The 17,268-nt window shown below is 59.4% G+C and carries 21 protein-coding genes and 1 pseudogene; 9 read left to right on the top strand and 13 right to left on the bottom strand.

What is annotated here, in order from left to right:
- Positions 1 to 3: 3 nt before the first annotated feature.
- Complete coding sequence (locus AC5ZG5_RS36600) at positions 4 to 1,443, bottom strand: DUF1254 domain-containing protein (protein WP_456645640.1); 1,440 nt, start codon at positions 1,441 to 1,443, stop codon at positions 4 to 6.
- A 390-nt stretch (positions 1,444 to 1,833) separates the two neighbouring features.
- On the opposite strand from AC5ZG5_RS36600, the gene AC5ZG5_RS36595 reads away from it, so the two are divergent.
- Both AC5ZG5_RS36595 and AC5ZG5_RS36590 read left to right on the top strand, forming a co-directional pair.
- Positions 1,834 to 3,264 carry a DUF1254 domain-containing protein gene (locus AC5ZG5_RS36595; protein ID WP_456645604.1) on the top strand — a complete coding sequence of 477 codons (1,431 nt, stop codon included), beginning with the start codon at positions 1,834 to 1,836 and terminating at the stop codon, positions 3,262 to 3,264.
- Between the two features lie 67 nt (positions 3,265 to 3,331).
- Positions 3,332 to 3,766 (top strand): DUF2721 domain-containing protein, encoded by a 435-nt coding sequence (locus AC5ZG5_RS36590; protein WP_456645605.1) that lies wholly within the window; start codon positions 3,332 to 3,334, stop codon positions 3,764 to 3,766.
- 60 nt (positions 3,767 to 3,826) lie between these two features.
- Here AC5ZG5_RS36590 and AC5ZG5_RS36585 read toward each other — a convergent pair whose 3' ends face one another.
- The 10 genes from AC5ZG5_RS36585 to AC5ZG5_RS36540 all read right to left on the bottom strand — a co-directional run bounded on the left by AC5ZG5_RS36585 (position 3,827) and on the right by AC5ZG5_RS36540 (position 11,165).
- On the bottom strand, positions 3,827 to 4,483 hold the full coding sequence (locus tag AC5ZG5_RS36585; protein WP_456645606.1) for a hypothetical protein: 657 nt from the start codon (positions 4,481 to 4,483) through the stop codon (positions 3,827 to 3,829).
- An 87-nt stretch (positions 4,484 to 4,570) separates the two neighbouring features.
- Positions 4,571 to 5,341, bottom strand: a complete 771-nt coding sequence (locus AC5ZG5_RS36580; RefSeq protein WP_456645607.1) for an outer membrane protein — start codon at positions 5,339 to 5,341, stop codon at positions 4,571 to 4,573.
- A gap of 127 nt (positions 5,342 to 5,468) precedes the next feature.
- Positions 5,469 to 6,422, bottom strand: a complete 954-nt coding sequence (locus AC5ZG5_RS36575; protein WP_456671253.1) for a helix-turn-helix domain-containing protein — start codon at positions 6,420 to 6,422, stop codon at positions 5,469 to 5,471.
- 119 nt (positions 6,423 to 6,541) lie between these two features.
- Positions 6,542 to 6,895 (bottom strand): HdeA/HdeB family chaperone, encoded by a 354-nt coding sequence (locus tag AC5ZG5_RS36570; protein ID WP_456645609.1) that lies wholly within the window; start codon positions 6,893 to 6,895, stop codon positions 6,542 to 6,544.
- Positions 6,896 to 7,067: 172 nt separating this feature from the next.
- Positions 7,068 to 7,385, bottom strand: a complete 318-nt coding sequence (locus AC5ZG5_RS36565) for a hypothetical protein (RefSeq protein ID WP_456645610.1) — start codon at positions 7,383 to 7,385, stop codon at positions 7,068 to 7,070.
- Positions 7,382 to 8,218: a DUF2092 domain-containing protein gene (locus AC5ZG5_RS36560; RefSeq protein WP_456645611.1), complete on the bottom strand. Its 837-nt coding sequence runs from the start codon at positions 8,216 to 8,218 to the stop codon at positions 7,382 to 7,384. The genes AC5ZG5_RS36565 and AC5ZG5_RS36560 overlap by 4 nt, the downstream gene beginning before the upstream one ends.
- Positions 8,184 to 8,903 carry an outer membrane protein gene (locus AC5ZG5_RS36555; protein WP_456645612.1) on the bottom strand — a complete coding sequence of 240 codons (720 nt, stop codon included), beginning with the start codon at positions 8,901 to 8,903 and terminating at the stop codon, positions 8,184 to 8,186. The genes AC5ZG5_RS36560 and AC5ZG5_RS36555 overlap by 35 nt, the downstream gene beginning before the upstream one ends.
- A 213-nt stretch (positions 8,904 to 9,116) precedes the next feature.
- Positions 9,117 to 9,434, bottom strand: coding sequence for a hypothetical protein (locus tag AC5ZG5_RS36550; protein ID WP_456645613.1), 318 nt, complete (start codon positions 9,432 to 9,434; stop codon positions 9,117 to 9,119).
- Between the two features lie 117 nt (positions 9,435 to 9,551).
- Positions 9,552 to 10,058, bottom strand: coding sequence for a hypothetical protein (locus AC5ZG5_RS36545; protein WP_456645614.1), 507 nt, complete (start codon positions 10,056 to 10,058; stop codon positions 9,552 to 9,554).
- Positions 10,059 to 10,733: 675 nt separating this feature from the next.
- Positions 10,734 to 11,165, bottom strand: coding sequence for a DUF992 domain-containing protein (locus AC5ZG5_RS36540; protein ID WP_496165504.1), 432 nt, complete (start codon positions 11,163 to 11,165; stop codon positions 10,734 to 10,736).
- A gap of 557 nt (positions 11,166 to 11,722) precedes the next feature.
- Here AC5ZG5_RS36540 and AC5ZG5_RS36535 point away from each other — a divergent pair.
- The 5 genes and pseudogenes from AC5ZG5_RS36535 to AC5ZG5_RS36515 all read left to right on the top strand — a co-directional run bounded on the left by AC5ZG5_RS36535 (position 11,723) and on the right by AC5ZG5_RS36515 (position 15,237).
- Positions 11,723 to 12,595, top strand: coding sequence for an AraC family transcriptional regulator (locus tag AC5ZG5_RS36535; RefSeq protein ID WP_456645616.1), 873 nt, complete (start codon positions 11,723 to 11,725; stop codon positions 12,593 to 12,595).
- Between the two features lie 179 nt (positions 12,596 to 12,774).
- Complete coding sequence (locus tag AC5ZG5_RS36530; protein WP_456645617.1) at positions 12,775 to 13,758, top strand: AraC family transcriptional regulator; 984 nt, start codon at positions 12,775 to 12,777, stop codon at positions 13,756 to 13,758.
- A gap of 190 nt (positions 13,759 to 13,948) precedes the next feature.
- Positions 13,949 to 14,206, top strand: a pseudogene (locus AC5ZG5_RS36525) (hypothetical protein); the annotation flags it as partial.
- Between the two features lie 500 nt (positions 14,207 to 14,706).
- Positions 14,707 to 14,973: a hypothetical protein gene (locus AC5ZG5_RS36520; RefSeq protein WP_456645618.1), complete on the top strand. Its 267-nt coding sequence runs from the start codon at positions 14,707 to 14,709 to the stop codon at positions 14,971 to 14,973.
- Positions 14,974 to 15,048: 75 nt separating this feature from the next.
- A complete protein-coding gene (locus tag AC5ZG5_RS36515) occupies positions 15,049 to 15,237 on the top strand; it encodes a hypothetical protein (RefSeq protein WP_456645619.1) in 189 nt (62 codons plus the stop codon).
- A 4-nt stretch (positions 15,238 to 15,241) separates the two neighbouring features.
- Here the strand turns inward: AC5ZG5_RS36515 and AC5ZG5_RS36510 are convergent, their stop codons facing one another.
- Complete coding sequence (locus AC5ZG5_RS36510; protein ID WP_456645620.1) at positions 15,242 to 15,982, bottom strand: hypothetical protein; 741 nt, start codon at positions 15,980 to 15,982, stop codon at positions 15,242 to 15,244.
- Positions 15,983 to 16,145: 163 nt separating this feature from the next.
- Between AC5ZG5_RS36510 and AC5ZG5_RS36505 the strand changes: the two genes are divergently transcribed.
- Positions 16,146 to 16,394: a BrnT family toxin gene (locus tag AC5ZG5_RS36505; RefSeq protein WP_456645621.1), complete on the top strand. Its 249-nt coding sequence runs from the start codon at positions 16,146 to 16,148 to the stop codon at positions 16,392 to 16,394.
- A complete protein-coding gene (locus AC5ZG5_RS36500; RefSeq protein WP_456645622.1) occupies positions 16,391 to 16,714 on the top strand; it encodes a BrnA antitoxin family protein in 324 nt (107 codons plus the stop codon). Before AC5ZG5_RS36505 ends, AC5ZG5_RS36500 begins: the two co-directional genes overlap by 4 nt.
- Positions 16,715 to 16,755: 41 nt before the next feature.
- Here the strand turns inward: AC5ZG5_RS36500 and AC5ZG5_RS36495 are convergent, their stop codons facing one another.
- Positions 16,756 to 17,268 carry a hypothetical protein gene (locus tag AC5ZG5_RS36495; protein WP_456645623.1) on the bottom strand — a complete coding sequence of 171 codons (513 nt, stop codon included), beginning with the start codon at positions 17,266 to 17,268 and terminating at the stop codon, positions 16,756 to 16,758.

The raw sequence follows: 17,268 nt of genomic DNA, 5'->3' as shown, positions 1-17,268 counted from the left end.
TCTCTACGATACGCGCTTGAAGCCGGGAGGCTTCCACGTCCCCTCACCGGCCGGCAGAATCGATGGCGGCGTGGTTTTCGGCCAGTACAGTCGCATCACCACGTAGATCGGACCATCCGGCGCCGGCAGCCAGTTTGCCTCCTTGTCTGCTCCCGGAGACTTGTTCTGGATGTAGATCGTCAGCGAGCCGTCGGAGCCGAGCTTCATGTTCGGCAACATCGGCGAGTTGACCAGGTAACGGTTGAGGGGGTTCTTCACCAGCAGCTGCGTCTTGCCGTCATACATCGTGACCGACCAGAAGGCATTGACCGGCGGCAGCTGTCCCGCCGGGAAGGTCAGCGTGTAGTTCGACTTGGAGCAGTCAAGTTCTTTGCCATCGGCGTCCACTTTGCCTAGAGGATACATGGCCTCCACCGCGTCGTTGCCATAGATCCCTGCCTTCGCGGCTGCCGCACGCATGAGCCAGTCGCCATGATAGAATGCGGCATCGCCGAACGGCGCGCCGACGCGCCAGCCGTTGATGTCCTTGCCGAGGGTCGCAACGGCCTCGCTGACCTTGCGCTCGCCCTCCTTCATGCCAAGCAGAATCTCGGCCTTGTCTTCCAGCGACAGGCTCCGGAAATCAAAGCTCTTGCCCGGCCCCACGCCGATTCTAGCGAGTTGTTCGCGGATCCAGCGATCTTCCGGCAGCGCCGGTGCGAATTGAAGGGCGAAATCCAGGTATTCGAAGAACTCGGTGCGGACGAGGTCCTTCTCGAACTTGGGGAAGGAAAGCGCCGGCGCCGGCGAGGGCGCGGGCCGGTTCAGGAAGCTGGAAAGCGGTTGCATTTTGTAGCCGGCCTGTATCTTCTTGACGGCCTCGATATCGCCCGGGTCGAACAGCTGCGTGCGGAAAAGTGCCAGGCAGAAATCTGTGGTCGACCGGAACACCTTCTTGATGCCGGTTGGTGTCGAGCCAGTCCATCGCGGGCCGACGACCATATAGCTTCCGGCATCGCTACCGGTGGCGCGCGTGCCGACATAGCCAAAATTATACGTGTTAAGGTCGTTCAGCTGCAGCGCGTAGTAGCGCTTGGGATCGATCGCCGGCACCGAAAAGACAAGGGGCTCGGCCCGCAAGTCCAGCCATGCGAACGAATACGGCGTGTCACTGTTGGGCGTGACAACCGCAGTATCTTCGTAGGTGAAGACGCGCGCCACGTTGAACAGCGTATTGAACGGCGCCTTGTACTGGCCCGACGACTTGTCGACCGCGTACTCATACATGATGCCGTAAGCCATCACGGTCGGCAGGCCATAGATGAATCCGGCCTCTGCAATGTCCTTGGCCTTGAAGAAGCCGGGGCGCTCCGACCACTGGGCCCAGGCCTGGCTTGATGTCGCGCCAGCCGTGGTGATGGTCGCCAATGCGGCAGATCGCAGGAAATCGCGCTTCGTCAGCATGTACGGGCTCTGGGTCGATCGCTTTTGCATCAAAATACTCCGTTTCCATAGTGGACGGGCATGACGCGCGAAGCGTCTTCTCGTCCGCTTGCCAATTTGCCGAAAACGCAGCGACCCGCCTATGCAGATTCGGTAATCTGCAACCTGGGGCGCGAAGCAATGCCGCCAGCCGCGTCCGGTTTGTTGCCTGCGTAGGGTCTTCGAGTTCGGCATGCGCCCGCCAGGCAAGCCCCGCTTCGTCATTCAATTGATTGGATGGCCCCGATCCAGGTCAGAAACTGCATAGCCGATGCTGGGAAGCACACGCTAGCCTGCCTCGCGCGGCACAAAATGGAGCGCCGCAACGCGCCAAACAACCGTCTTGAACGAAACCAATCCCAGGAAAGACCGATGGATATCACCCGCCGTTTTGCGCTGCAGACCGGACTCGCCGCCGCTTCCTCCGCACTGACCCCGTCGATCCTCCGAGCGCACGAGGGTCCCATATTTGATATCGTTGAAGGGGCGGAAGAGTTTTGGCTCGCCACTGACGCCTATGTCTTCGGTTATCCACTTGTCACAATCGAGATGACGCGCCGAGTCTTCACCAACGTGGCCAAAGCGGAGGGCACGCGCGGCCCCATGGGGCAAATCATCAAGCTGCGTCAGTATCCGGACGCCTCGTTTCGCGACGTGACCGCACCAAACGCCGATACGCTCTACACCACAGCATTTTTCGACGTCGGCAAGGAGCCATGGGTGTTGAGCATTCCAGACATGAAGGACAGGTATTTCCTGCTGCCGATGCTCGACGGCTGGACCAATGTGTTCGCCGTACCCGGAAAACGCACAACCGGCACCGGGGCGCAGACCTATGCAATCACCGGCCCCGGCTGGAGCGGCACGCTTCCGTCCGGTATCAAGGAATTGAAGGCCCCAACCAATATCGTCTGGCTGCTCGGCCGGATCTACTGCACGGGCACTCCGGAAGACTACGCTGCCGTCCACGCCTTGCAGGACCAGTTCAAGCTGGTGCCGCTGAGCTCCTACGGAAAGGACTACACGCCGCCGCCGGGCAAGGTCGATCCGTCCATCGACATGAAGACGGCCGTGCGCGAACAGGTCAACCGAATGGATGCGGCCGAATACTTCACCCTGCTCGCCCAGTTGATGAAGGCGAATCCCCCTTCTGCTGCCGACGCGCCCGAACTCGCGCGGTTCGCGAAGATCGGTCTTGTCCCGGGCCAGGACTTCGATGCCAGCAAGCTGGACGCCGATTTCGTCAAGCGCATTCCCCGCGCCGCTTTCGATCGCATCATGCTCCAGCTCAAGGTCAACGACGCCATCAAGAAGATCAACGGATGGATCTACGACACCAAGACCGGCGTCTACGGGACCGACTATCTCAACCGCGCGCTGGTCACCGCGATCGGGCTCGGCGCGAACCGCAATAGAGACGCGGTCTATCCGATTTCGCTAAAGGACGCAGACGGCCGCGACTATCACGGCTCGAACAAGTACGTCATGCGTTTTCCAAAGGGCCAATTGCCGCCGGTGAGCGGTTTCTGGTCTGTTACCATGTATGACGCCAACTACTTCTTCGTTCCCAACCCGATCAATCGGTACTCGATCAGCCCGCGACAGAACCTCAAGACCAATCCGGACGGCTCAACGGACCTGTACATCCAGAATCAGTCGCCCGGGGCCGACAAGGAGTCGAACTGGCTGCCTGCACCGGCCGGCAAGTTCATCCTGATGTTGCGCATGTATTGGCCGAACGAGGACGATCCGTCGATCCTCGACGGTACATGGTCGATCCCGGCGGCCCAAAAAGCGACGTAACTTGAAATATGAAAGCCACGGCGCGAGGGGAGGCTTGGCGGCTTCCTCCCGCCTGAGGAAAGCATCCATGCCGATCGATACACCGACCGCCGCGCATCTGTCGCAGGTCATTTCGCAGGTGACTGCGCCCGCGTTTCTCCTTGGCTCGGTTGCGGCCTTCGTCTCGGTTCTGATCGGACGGATGAATCGCATCGTCGACAGGCTACAGGGATTGCATGCGACAATCGAGGACGACGCTTTCAGAACGCACCCCGACGTGCCGCACCTTAGGCGCCGCGCCGTGCTCTTGAACAAGGCGATCGTTCTCGCGACGACCAGCGCAATCACCTCGCTGCTGGTGATCCTGGCGTTTGTATCCTCCTTCCTTCAATTCCAGCATGAATACGGCGTTGCCCTGCTCTTTATTGTCGCCCTCAGCTTCTTCACGCTCTCGCTGGTCGATCTGGTGCGCGAGGCTCGCCTTTCACTGAACGACCTCAGCCATCGCAAACCAAATCCGTAGACGCGTCAGCCCGCAGCTAGCCCGGCGCAAAGACGCCGGGCCAGACTCCGCGCAGTTCCGTTAGTAGCATGGAGGATAAGGATAGTATCCGCAAACCGGCGGCCGATAATAATACGGGTGGTAGGCGTAGGCTGCAGCAGCGCCAGCCGCCGCGGCCGCTCCAGCATAGAACGCACCCCGATAGGCTGTACGTCGCGCCACGCCCGCAAATGAAAGCGGCGTAAAGGGAAGGCCAATGATGTCGATAAAGACGGAGGCAGGGCCGTCGGCGCCCTTGATATCGCCTTCGAGAACATCAACATCGAAGGCAAGGTTATCACCGTCGAGCTTGGGATTTTTCAAGGTGACAACGACATCGCGCACCGCGTTGCCGTCCTTCTGGAATACGGACACCGTGGCATTAGGCGGATTCTTCGCAAAATTGTCGCTGCCAGTTCCCCAGTCTTCCACGATATGACTGGTCAGATCATGGCCGGCCGAGCGAACCGGCCGATCCGCAAATATGATCGCGTTGGGCGCGACGCCGGTGAGGAGCAGCTTGCCGGGCTGCATGTTCGCGCCTTTGGAGTTGAAAACAATCAGCGATGGAACGACCTGGGGTTTGGTGGCCCCGATCGTCTTTAGCGGCACATGGGGCGACGGGTCTTGCGCCAAGGCCACGTTGGTGATCGCCAGAGCACCGAGAAAAGCAACCGCACGCATCGCATTTGACAGCATGATCAACTCCAAAATCAGGGACCACCTGGGTCCAGGCATGATGTGAAAGAATGGAGGCCGGCTGAATTGGCCGGCGTCCTCTCTTCATCAGTATCTGGCGACCACCGGACCGCCGAACCTGTAATTGACGCGAAGCGTGAGCAGATTCACGTCCGTCTTGGTATTGGTGGTGATGGAAGTGACCGCAGGCGCCAGCGCCGGCGTCAGGGAGGTGTTGCTCTCGTTCACCCGCCACAGATAGTCGTACTCGATGCCGGCCGACCAATTCGGGGCAAAGCCGTACTCGAAGCCGACACCCACGACGCCACCCCAGCGGGTCCGATCCGAAGAAGCAAGGCCCGCGCCGGTCAGAGTGTCGAAGATGGCAAAGCTCTGGCTACCAACCGCGGCACCGCCCTTGACGTAGAACAGACTCTCGTTGACCGCATAGCCAAGCTGACCCGTGAAGAGGCCCAAGCCGTTGAGGGTCGACTTGAAGGTGATGCTGTCCAGGCCCAGCCCACTGATGCGCGTGTTGCGGATGTTGGCCCAGTCGCCCTGCGCTTCCAGACCGAACACCAGTTGTCCGGCCTGCCAGCGATAGCCGAATTGGCCACCGATGACGCCGCCGCCGGCGCTCTTGCAGCCTTCCGAGAAGAAGCCGCCAAATCCGTTGATGGCGGTGATATCGATGCACTGGTTGCTCCAGCCATATCCGCCGTTCGCGCCGAGATAAAAGCCGGACCAGTTGTACATCATCGGCGCCGCGATCGGCGCCGCCTTGTAGACGGGCCGCTGTGGAAGGTCGGCGGCCTTTGCAATACCCGTGAACGAAACGGACATCATCGCCGCTGCGGTAAGTAAGCTAATTTTTTTCATCGCTTGGAGCCTCATCGAAAGTGGAAAACACATAAGCCAATTGCCATCGACCTCGGTTCAGTGGGTATGCAGAAACTGTCAGCGCCAACCATTTCGCCGCAGTGTTGCACCAAAACAGCAGTCCCACTCATAGCGAATTGCCAGACCTCAACATGCGAAACCGACGATGTGTCTCGGATGGCAACTCGCCGAACAGCCACCGGTAGCGGCCGGCGAACCTGCCAAACTCGGTGACACCATGAGCCGCCAAGATATCGACGAGTCTGGCGGATGCGCCATTCTCGCGACGGATCTCATGGTAAACGAGGTTTAGCTGCCGCAGCTTCAGATAGTGCTTTGGCGAGAAGCCGAGATAGCGCACGAAAGCGCGCAGCAAGGTTCGGTACTCAACCTTGGTAGCTTTCACGATATCCGTGATGTTGATAATCCTTGCCGGCCTTGTCCGCATGAATTCGAGTGCCTCCAGAACGATTCGCTCGGACGAGAGGGTGTACTTGTTGGGCAGGAGGGTTTCGCCCAGGCGGCTGTCCCAGACGTAAGCCAGCTCATCCATCAAGGCGCGCTCGGTCTCCCGGGCCATGATGGGCCGGTCGGCGGGAGCGGAATCGAAGATAGAACGCAGAGCCTGCCTCGATGCTTCGATCAGTCTCGATGCGATCGGCTCTGGCAGCCGCACGAGATGCTTGGCGGTCTTCGGCGACTCCTGACTTGTGGCTGCGGGAAGGATCTTCCTTGCGAGACTCTCTTCCTCCGGCAGCGACCACGCTACCCATTCGACATGGCCGGAACGAACAAAGGTGAAGTGACAGTCTGGAGGAAAAATGACCAGGTCCGACGCCTGGCATGGCGCGCCATCGAGCACGACGCGATCGTCGAAATTGGACGACTGGATTATCAGCGTCGTAAAATTCGGGTCGGTGACACCATGGACGATCCCCGGGCCACCGTCGGCTCCGAACTGAAGGATCGTGCGATTCAATGTGAGATACTTCACTCCCCAACGATGGTAGGACGGAGCTGATTTCAGAAATGTCACCCTCGCGCCCCGAATGGCCTCGGTGTACTGCCCGAAATCGTTCAAACCCAAAATCCCGCTCCGTCAGAGCGGCAGCACAGGTGAAGCAGGGTCGGAGGCTCTGCGGCTGGCAATGCACAAGCGAATTGGTCTGCCGCCGGCGACCGACGCCGGTCGCAGATGAGCTACTTCACCTGGATGCCCATCAACTCCCGCTCCGCTTTGAACACGACGGCAATGGCATCGATGATGAGTTTTTCAGGATTGGCCTTGCAGTAGACGATGACTTCGTGCTCCACGAGCTTGCCCTTGCGCAGGTCGAGGAAATGCTTCTTGGCAAGGCCGTTGTACCACCCGCTATACCAGGCCGTCAGCGCATCGGCGTCTTCCTGGTAGGTCCCTGCGAGTTGCGCGCAGGTCAGCTTCTGGACATCGATGAATCCGTTCGCATCGACATAGGCCGACAGCGGCGTCTGGGCCTTGGCTGAAGCCATAGTGGCAACCAGCAGAGTGGCGGAAAGCAGCAGTCTCGAACGCATTGGGGACCCCATTGGAATGAATCGGATGTGGAGAGATTTTAAACGATCCGGATCTCGGATTCCGCGCGCCTTCGCGGGCGACCGGCATCCGAGCTGAAACTATCGGCTCGGATGCGCGATCAGGATCAATGCAACGCTATGGTCGAATCGGTGCACCGTGTAAGCCGATGGGTCAGGGGCAGCGCATGTAAATGCGGCCATAGGCATCGACCACCTGGACGCATGCGGGTGCGACAACAACCGGCGCGGCCACGGCAGCCGCTCCGACCGCTGCTCCCGCGGCGACAGCTCCTGCCGTCACCGCTCGCCTCGTCGTGCGCCTGGCAACGCCAGCGTAACTCATGGGCGTCAAGGGCCGGCCGATGATCGCATGCGCCTGGCTGACAAGGGAGCCGGATTCAACGAGCGCCTTGTCGCTCGTGAACAGGCCGACAATCAAGGCGGCCGCGACTCCTGCGAACTGCAGGGACTTGGTGATGGAAGATGTCATTTCTTTCCTCCCTGTGGTGATCCCGGCGGCACTTCGTCGATGTTCACAAGCGAGCCGAAAGCCACCTGCTTCGCTTCAGCCGCAGGCTTGAAGGCGAAGGCGTCGGCCGGCGGCTGGATGTTCGTCTTCCAGTCTTTGATCCTCAGAGTGTATTGAGGCGCTCCGGTCACCGACTTGCTGGTGATGACGAACTTGCGGGGGATGGGATTGGCCCCAGCTTCGATCCATATCTGCCAGTCGGTGTCCGACGAACGGAAGGCGAGATGCTCGCACTCGACCCCGTCGATGACGCCACGGCCGACGTGTTTGGCATCATATACGCCCGTCATCAGTTCATCGAACGACCGCGACAGCAGCAAGTCGGCACCCGGCGCCTCGACGCCGAACTCGGAACGCATCTTGTCGATCAGCTGGTCCACGCTGCCGGAAAAATCTGCCTGGGCATAGGCGCCGACATGCTTTCCGAAGACCGTCACCTTCTTGCCGTCGAAGACCAGCTCGACGTCCGCGTAGCCTCCCGTCCGGCTGGCACGCAGCTTGTCGGGACGGCTGAGCATCACCTGCCCGGAACTCGCGAACTGAATCTTTTGCAGATCGTCCGTGATGACTTCGATATCCGAATCGAACGCCGCCTGGATGGTCGACTGACCGCCGATATAGGCGGACATTCTTTTCAGGATGAGCGAAGCGTCATCGCCCTGCGCGTTTGCGCCGCCGCCCAAAATGGCCGCGCAGAGAACAACGCCGGACGCGAAGGTGCGCCGAACAAGACCGAATATGATCATCGATGCGTCCTGTTCAGAATCGGTAGTTGATGCCGCCACGCACGACATTCAATTCATCCGTGCTGACTCCGGTGCCGACGACTTTCGTGTAGAGATACTCGGCCTTCACCGACCAATTTGGTGTGAAGCCATATTCCAGGCCCAGACCCGCGGTGATGCCCGGACGCCAGGACGAGCCCGAACAATCCGGCAGGACGCCAAGCGTGCCGCAGGGTACGCCGGCGATGGTCGACGCGCTGGCGGTCGACCTGACGAAGGCTCCGCCGCCGGTGGCGTAGATCAACACGTTGTTCATGGCGACGCCGACCCGCGCCCTCACGGTTGCCATCGCGGTAATGCTCGACGAGGTGTTCAGCATGACGCCCTGCCCGATGCCGAGAACGCTGGGTGCTACGACTGACGAGCCCTTGATGTTGGCCCAGTCCAAATCACCTTCCAAGCCGAGCACAACATATCCCTGCTGAATCTGCGCGCCGAACGTGCCGCCGATCATGCCGCCACTGATGTCGAAACTGGCACGATCGAACCTGTTGGAGAACAGCACCAGCGGATCCTGGCTGCCCCAGCCAAATCCGGCGTTGCCGCCGACATAGAATCCCGTCCAGTTGTAGACAGCGGCAACAGGAGCCTGCGCCTTGTAGACGGGCGCCGCCGGCAAATCCGCCGCGGCCGCGTAGCCGCCCATCATCAGCGAAGCCGCGATCGCGACTCCACACCTTCCAATATTGTTCATTGCCGCACCTGATTGATTGAAGAAATCGTGCAGCGGTAGTCGCATCGAATGCGCCCAACCGGCTATGCAGAATCTGACGCATGCTCTTAGTTTTCCCGACTGTGGCCAAGTTGCCGCAGCGGGCTGACGAATATGCAAATTCTGACAACCGGCGATGTTGAGCGGCGATCGCCTAATTCAACTTTGCCGAACACCGTCATCGTGACCGGCAGCCTAATTGCGCACGAAATAGAGCGGCGTCCTGAGCGTGAGCTGGTAGGCAGGCTTTGGCGTCCACATGATCTGCGCGGTCACGCCAAACAGGCGGTTGTCGTTGTCGTCCATCCGGTCGAGGTCGAGTCGCACGACCGGCTGGGTGAAGGAGGAGACCGACACGAGGTTCAAGAACTGAGCGCCGCCGAAAAACTGCACGCCCGCGCGGCCCGTAAACTTCCAATTGTTTGGCCATTGGTAGTAACCGCCAACATAGCCCATGATATCCGGATGGATCGTCACGAGCGGACTGCCGACGATAACCCGCGTGTCCTGCACCCCCGCGAGCCACCCACGAGTCTCTTCCTGGTCGAGCGCATAGTCGAATTCGAAAACGTTGGTAAATGTCGCGGTGGCAAACGGTCCATTCGGAATCGCCTGGGTAATGGTCGATTGCTAGCTCAAGGTCGGAATCGAGCCGCCGTTCTGGTTGTAGAGATTGGCCTGAAATCCGAGATTCCAGCTCGTGATCGCCACGGGCGACCAGCCGGTCGTCGGAGTGCCGGTCGAGCTGTTTGATACGCCAGCATAGAGCGAGACGTTATCGGTCACGTCGACCGTCATGGGAAGATCGACCACGACGCTCTGGGCGCCCGGCAGCGTCGCCCCGCCTGCAATTGCCGGCAAGCTACCTGCGTTCGATATGGCAGCCGATTGCAGCGCCGCGACCAAGGCCGAATTGCCAAAACCGACTGCCAGCGCACCGGCGGGCACTTTGGCGTAGGAAGTTCTTATGTCGACGTAGATGTTCGGCGTGCTCGACGCCCCCTCCGACGAATTATCGTCATCGTCGCCAGCACGGGCAATTCCGCTGGAGAGGCAAATCAAGACGGCGAGCACCACTCGCTGGAAACGAACGCGATAGCGCGCGTCCAGCGCTCGAACTTTCGCAGTAACCTGCAAGACGCTTTCCTCGAACAAGATTCTGATACGCGATGTCTCGCAGTATGATGCGGCGTAGCGGATCGATCGAGGGAGTGATGGGCTATATCTCGGGCAATCCGTGCATTATGTGCCGTCCAGTGAACCCGACTCGATATTCCGGGAGATTGCGGGATTGTTGGAACGATATCGACAACGGGCCGGAACGATCTATGCAAAATCTGCCATTGCATAAGGGCACTGCATTGGCGGCAAGCTCCTACGGCAGATCTGTCTCCTCCTTAGTGTCCTCGAATGAGGCCGGCTCGACCAATGGCGGCTCAGACGTTTCAGCGAACCAATGGTGAATGACCGTCGAAGGTATTGCCCGTCGCGGCGTGCAGGGATTGATGGTACCTGCGGTCACGATGTATCCTTCCTCGAACTTCTGACGAGCAAACTTCTGGGCGTCGAGCTCGGTCGGGAAGCCCTCACTCCGTCTCGGATGTCGTTGCGCAGACGCCTTGCGCACCTTTTTCGGCGCCTCGAACGAAACATACCATGTCTTCGACAGGTCAGTTGGCACCGGGTCTTCCGATGTCTTTCCTATGGGGCTCGCCCATCTCTGCCATCTCGCTCCCGCTATGCGCTTTCGGCATCACGAACTTGAGTCGCGTCCTATCCGGTCATGCCAAAGGGCGGTCGGACGGCGGCGCGTCAATAGATCGGACGCAGTTGGAGAGCGGAAAGGCCGACGGTCACATTGATGGCTACCGAGCCCTCTACCGAGGTGGGCTGCAACGCAAATGATCGCCCCGAGCCACCGACAAGGACATTGACGCCGGCGCCTAAGCCGAGGCCGATGTCACCTGACGCCCCGACATACTCGCCGGCGAGAGCTCCAGGCGAAGGGCCTGCCGTCGGGGCAAATACCGCCCAGGCGAGTGCGCCTCCGGCCGAAACGCCGATATCGATTCCGATAGTGCTGAGGGCGCCTTCATAGAGTTGAGTCGGGAATGGCGGATTTTGTGTAAAGCGACATGACATCGATTGATGGCCAAATATGACAAACCCGACGCTGGGGTCGAGCTTGCAAGCTAGCATGCCGACCTGGCTCCACGATGGCTGTTGGGCGCCCGCGGAAGACATGCAGCCGGACCATGCGCAGAGGGCACAGAGGACAGCCAGAATTCGTGCACGCATTCGCTTCCCGATCATCTCGCAAAACCTCGTTGATCGCGGGCAGGCGCCTAGTCCTGAACCGCCTTCTGTATTTCGCAGAGGAGCATGCGCGAAGCCGATGAGGCTATGCAAAATCGGCACGCCAAAGCCGCCGTGAGCGAAAAATCGCGCCCTCGACGGCTGAGTGCTGGGCGAGAGTCTCGTGGCCGAGCTCGCCTCGCCGCGTCGCTCTCTTGAGATGCGGCGGCACTGGACGAAAGCCGACCCTTTTGTCACATTGATCAGAAGTTGTGCGTGATATTTGATCGTAGTTTACCTTCGAAGACGGCGTTACCTCCCAAGCGATCTCTCTAACAAATCCAAATGTTGCGGGAGTATCCGAAGTGTTTTGGATTAGAACGTTAAGGATCGAGGATCCGCTTCTCTGCCCGACCGCGGTCCAAGGATGCGAGATCAACATATTTCCGACGAGACGTGGCGAGTTCGACCTCAAGATCGACCAGATTGGATTGAATCGGCTTTGGATGAGCCGGTACGAGCTGAATCTGCCTCAAGTCAATAGAATTGCCGTCCGGCCCGGGCGCAGATCCATCGGCTTCCTGACGCAAATGGGCGGCCCCTCGATTCAGCACTGCGGTATGGACGTCGCGCCGGGCGATATCGTCGTCGACAGGTTCGACGTGTCACATCAGCGTTCCGGCGCCAACCATCGCTATGGCGGGATGTCACTCCCCGAGGATGATATGAATGCAACCCTCGCGACCGTCATCGGAGCTGACTTTCTAGAAAAGTTGACGACTCGCGTGGTCCGGCCTCGTCCTGAGTTGATGTCGCGCCTGTTGAAGATGCACCAGATCGTCGGCGATTTGGCCCACAGGACACCCGATGCTCTAGAGTCGCCGGAGCTACTTCGCGGGGTCGAACAACAATTGTCTCACCTGATGGTTCGATGCCTTGCGGAAGGCGCCGGCGTCGAGATCACCGCTAGCAGGCGGCGCCACGATACGATTATCGCGCGGCTTGAGGATCACCTGGCCGAAAACCCCGACCGAGCCGTCTATCTGACCGAACTGTGCGCTGCGACCGGCGTTTCCGAACGGATGCTGCGATCGGCCTGCGAAGAACATCTCGGCATGGCTCCGATGCGCTATCTCACCCTGCGAAGAATGCATCTGGTCCGGCGCGCACTGCTGCGCGCGGATGCATCCACGGCTACGGTTACCCGTGTCGTGACCGACTACGGGTTCTGGGAACTCGGGCGCTTCTCGGTCGCCTACCGCACGCTGTTTGGAGAGCTGCCGTCGGAAACACTGCGTCGCCCCGCGCAGGATCCCGATCTCCATCTCATTCGTCCCACAACGCTGCCAGCCGAAGTCATCGTGGGACGGCTTCACTAGCGCAGCATTGCCTTACCCGACCGCGCAAATCGACCGGCCGATTTCCGCCAGCTCGGCCTTCGCTCGAAATATTCCTTCGCGCTTCTTTAAACGCGTCAATTCGTATCGCGCCGGAATTGCATAGTCGCACCCTATCCATTGACTGATGGTGTTCCATCGAGGAAGCCCATGGGCATGAAATGGCCGCAAGAGCCATTCGCCCGTCCGATGGGACAGGGGATATGGCTGAACACTCCATTTCAAGATTTGACGATGCCGGAGCCTACGAAGCCGCGTTTGATGACGCCGGTGTCAATCTCACGATAACTGGTCCCGGAGATTTCGAAGCGGAGCTGCTGCGGCTGAAACTGGATCATCTCGTCATCATACGGTTGCGCGAATGGCTGCCGCGCATTGCCTGCATTTCGCTTGCAGCCGACAGGGTCTTTTTGTCCTTTCCGGTGGGCCGAGCGTGCCTGAAATGCGACGGGTTTTCTTTCCAAAGTGACCAGATCGCCTTTCATGGCCCAGGCCAGCAGATGCATCAGCTATCGAGCGGAAAATGCAAGTGGGGTCTGATATCCCTGCCCGTGGATCAACTCGCAGACAGTGGTGCGGCATTGACCGGCCAGCCGATCCTGCCACCGCGCTCCACCAGAATGCTCCGTCCTTGCGGCGCGGACCTGTCCCGTTTTCAAGACCTGTTCCGGCACGCCTGCCACCTGGCCACTCCCGGAGGCAAACTGATCGAGCGGTCCGAGGTAGCAAGAGCGCTTGAACAGGACTTGCTTCATGCCGTGATCCATTGCCTGAGCGGCGACGGGACGGAAGACAGCTCCAGGACGCGCTCCAACCACGCCGCCTTGATGACGCGCCTCGAAACAGCGTTGCACAAATCAGTCGACCGGAAGCTTACGCTGCCCGACCTTTGTGCCGAAATCGGCGTGGCTGAACGCACATTGCGGATGTGCTGCCGCAAGTTTCTCGGCGTCAGCCCGATGCGATACCTCTTGTTGCGCAGGCTGAACAAGGCCCGCGCCGCGCTGCGGCGCGCCGATCCTGCCACCGCGAGCGTCGCCAAGATCGCGCGGGGGCATCACTTCTTTGAGCTCGGACGCTTTGCTGCGACGTATCGCGCCGCCTTCGGAGAAGCACCGCTGACGTCGCTTCAGCGCAAGGCCTAGCTGTGTTCGAAGAGCTGGTCGATGACAGCGATCAGACTGCTGGCCTGGAGTGACGGCGCCGCCGGGCGATAACATGACGACGCTGCCGCGAGCAGAAGCCTGATTCGTGCGCACTGGGCTATGCTGAGAGCGTCATAATCAAACTGCGTTCACTTCTGCCGATTTTGCATTAGGCGGCCGGTTTTGCAAGGGCGGCTCGGTCAAGAACGCTGTGGTCGTCCTGAAGAATCCGAAGCTGGACGGGGACAAGCTGGTCTTCACCGTCCAGACACTTGAGGGCGATCTCACCGGTACCGACGGAGCGGCCTCGATCTTCATCGATATCATCGGCCGTCCCTTTACACCGCTTTCCTTTGCGGGCTTTGCGCGGCACACTGCGTACCGGGGCGCGATGTATGCCGGAGCCGCGGCCGTCGGAGCTGCCGCCCGTTCAATCCTTCCCAATTAGACAGCCAGAATCAGCGATAGCGCTTGTGATTGAGAGGCTCCCGCGGCCGCAACGCGAAACGGGGGTGGCGAAGAAGTATTGAGGGGCGAGCTTCGAACAAGGAGCGGCACCGGCCCTGCGTGATGCTACCATCGAGCGCACGAAATCGTAGATTGGCGTAGAAAATCGTACGATTGGTAGCGGGGGAGCGTCTCGCACCCTATAGCCAGCAAGTAAAGTCCGAAGAAACTCCAACTATTGCCGTTTTGATCGTAAGTTTTGAGGGATATCGTCTGGCCGTCGAGGGCTTCCGCTCAAGTCGGATAGCGGCGGTCATAAGATAACGCGATGGACGCCGATCCCCCTTTGCTGATTTCTATTCGTGAGGCCGGACGCCTTCTCGGTTGTCGCGCAGCGTGATCTATAAGTTAATCAATCGCGGCGACCTTCGCCCCGTCAAAATTCTTTCGCGGACGTTGTTCGCTCGGGGGAGAGGATAGCGCGCGCAAGCCGACGCGCTGATGATCGAGGCTCGCGCCAAGATACGGCTAGCGGAGGAATACGACGCGGCAAAGGAAGCTGGTGAAGTTCAGCAGCATGGCGGGCAAGGCAAAAGGGATATTGCGGACCAGAATATCCCTTCAGCCAAGGATATCGATCCGGCCCTTCCGAAGCTTGCCTTTGAGGGACGGCAGCTTATTGCCGCCGAAAAGGCTGATCCCGGCATAGCTCAGCGGGCCATCAACGCAATACTCGCTCGTGTCGAGGAGCCGACGAGGCCGTTTTAGCCGGAAACCATCTTGGGCGCATGGTGCCAAGGTGCGCGGGGATCATCCCCGCGCCTAAAACCTGAAGGCACTGAAATGAAAAACTTCGTCAGCATAGGCAGCGTGTGCGGTCAGCATTACGTCGCTTCAATCGAGAACTTCAAGCAAACGCTGCTTGGTCCGTTCCAGTCGGCCGGGGAAGCTATGACGATCGCGAGCAACGAATGCGACCGCCTCGGACTGCCGCCGGCCTATCGCGGCATTCCTTCGGGAAAGAACGACTGAAGCCTCACCGAAGCACGCGGACCACTTCGCCTAACAGCACATCCAGGTCCTGACGAAAGTCCACTTGGCTTGCAGTCGGCAGACTTTCACGCGCTCGTATCTGCTGATGTAGAATGCCGTCCGCGATATGTCGGAGGGAGGCGTCTAAGTGCTGCATCGATCCCTTGTGCGAGCGGCCCGCGCAGTTGCTGGCATATTCCCGGAAGCTCGGTGCGCCGAAGATAGGCGGCACATGATCGGCGATTGCTCTTAGCAGCATGGCAACGGACAGGAAGTTGCCGCCGGCAAAGGCAGCATTGATCTCCTCGCTGAGCCGGACGAGCTTCCGTAAGTCCCAGCTCGTGGAATTGATCGCGCGCAACTCGCCGATCCGAACAGGGCTGACGTAAGGCGGCTCTGTAGGTTGGGAAACGGTCAAGGCAGTTTGGCGAGGTCCAAGCGTTGCCTCGCTTCGGATCGTATCCGCCGCCGCGCGGACAATACCGATGGACTGCTCGACGGAATGAAATGACTGCGACCCAAGATAATTGCTGACCCCCTCAATTCGGGTCCGCTCAAGCGACCAAGCAAAGTCATTTGGTAGGCCGAGCCGTCTTGTCATTAGAGATTTCGCTCTGAGGACTAAGCCAGTGAATTTTCCTTCATCCCCATCAGCGATATACAGGCCGTCGCGCGTATGGCTAAAGCGGGAGAGGATCGCATCCATCTCATCCGCAATTTGGTCTAGATGCCCCGCTTCGTCCATCGATAGCCCCGCTCCGGATCAACTTGCCGAAGAATAGAGGGACAGCAGCCGGCGCGGAATGCGCGGCGCAAATAGGCTCCGACTTTTACCCAAGTATCGGCGACCCTTTTTGTATTGACGTTTTGCTCTGGACTTCCTATTTTTAGCACCCCAAAAGAAGTCCATGAGGATTATTTGGGATGAACCGAAGCGGAAGGCGAACATCGACAAGCACGGCCTCGACTTTGCCCAGCTGACCGAGGAGTTCTTCGCCACCGCGACTATCAAGCCGGCGAAGTTGGGCCGCAAGAAAGCAATCGGCGTGTTTCTCGATGCGACGCTTGCCGTCATTTACGCCGAATACGGCAGCGAGGCGGTTTCGATCATCAGTATGCGGGACGCCAGTCCGAAAGAGCGGAAGGAACTCGAATGACGAAGAAACTCACGCGCCATCCGACCCGCAAGGAATTCGCGCCGGGGCGCGGCTATACCAAAGCCGATTGGGATGCAGTCTCTGACAATCCTGAATGGACCCGCGAAGAGATAGCCAGCGCGCGGCCATTCGCGGAAGCTCATCCCGAGCTTGCGGCCTCGATCAAGCGGCGCGGTCCCGGCAAGAAGGCGCGGAAGGAAGTCGTTACGCTGCGGCTCGATCCAGATGTTGTCGCCGCATATAAAGATGAGGGCGAAGGCTGGCAGTCGAGGATAAACGCCGATCTGCGCAAGGCCAAGAAGCTGCGAAAAGCCTCGTGAATGAAGGCTGCCGTCGCCACGGCGGCGATAGCCTTTCAGCTTTAATCTTCCCCCTCTACGTACTGCTCCGCTTTTTCCCCGAGCAGGGCCAGGTACGCACGTTTCGTGATCCGGATCCGTAGCCGCCGTGGACGTTGCCAAATAACGGGCTGCACGAAAGACCACCTGAGTTCTGTCTCGATAATGTTGTCGGGGTCGATTTCCCTCATCTTGTTTGGCGTCAGCAATTTGAGATCAGCAGTTTCATTCCCGTCAATGACGTGGATCGGCTCGCCCGGAAAAAACGCCGAGACGATTTCCCTAACACTGTCATCCCTAGCGATATGAAGGGCGTTGTCGTGAAAACCGGAGCGCCATGAAATAAGAAGCGGTCGAACGCTCCGATTGATGATACGCAAGCAGGCGACTTTGTTGACATTTCCCGGCGTTAACGGCTGCGCCACGATGAAGATGAGCGGACGCTCCTTGACTAGCCGTTCCCACAGCACGAAGCAGCCGGTTATCAGACCGACGATCGCGCCGAAGCCTTTCACAATCTCCCAAAAATCGGCCAT

The sequence above is a fragment of the Bradyrhizobium sp. Ses1 genome (assembly GCF_059512365.1).
The sequence above is the reverse complement of the archived record's forward strand: the minus strand, read 5'-3'. Positions and strand labels throughout refer to the sequence as shown.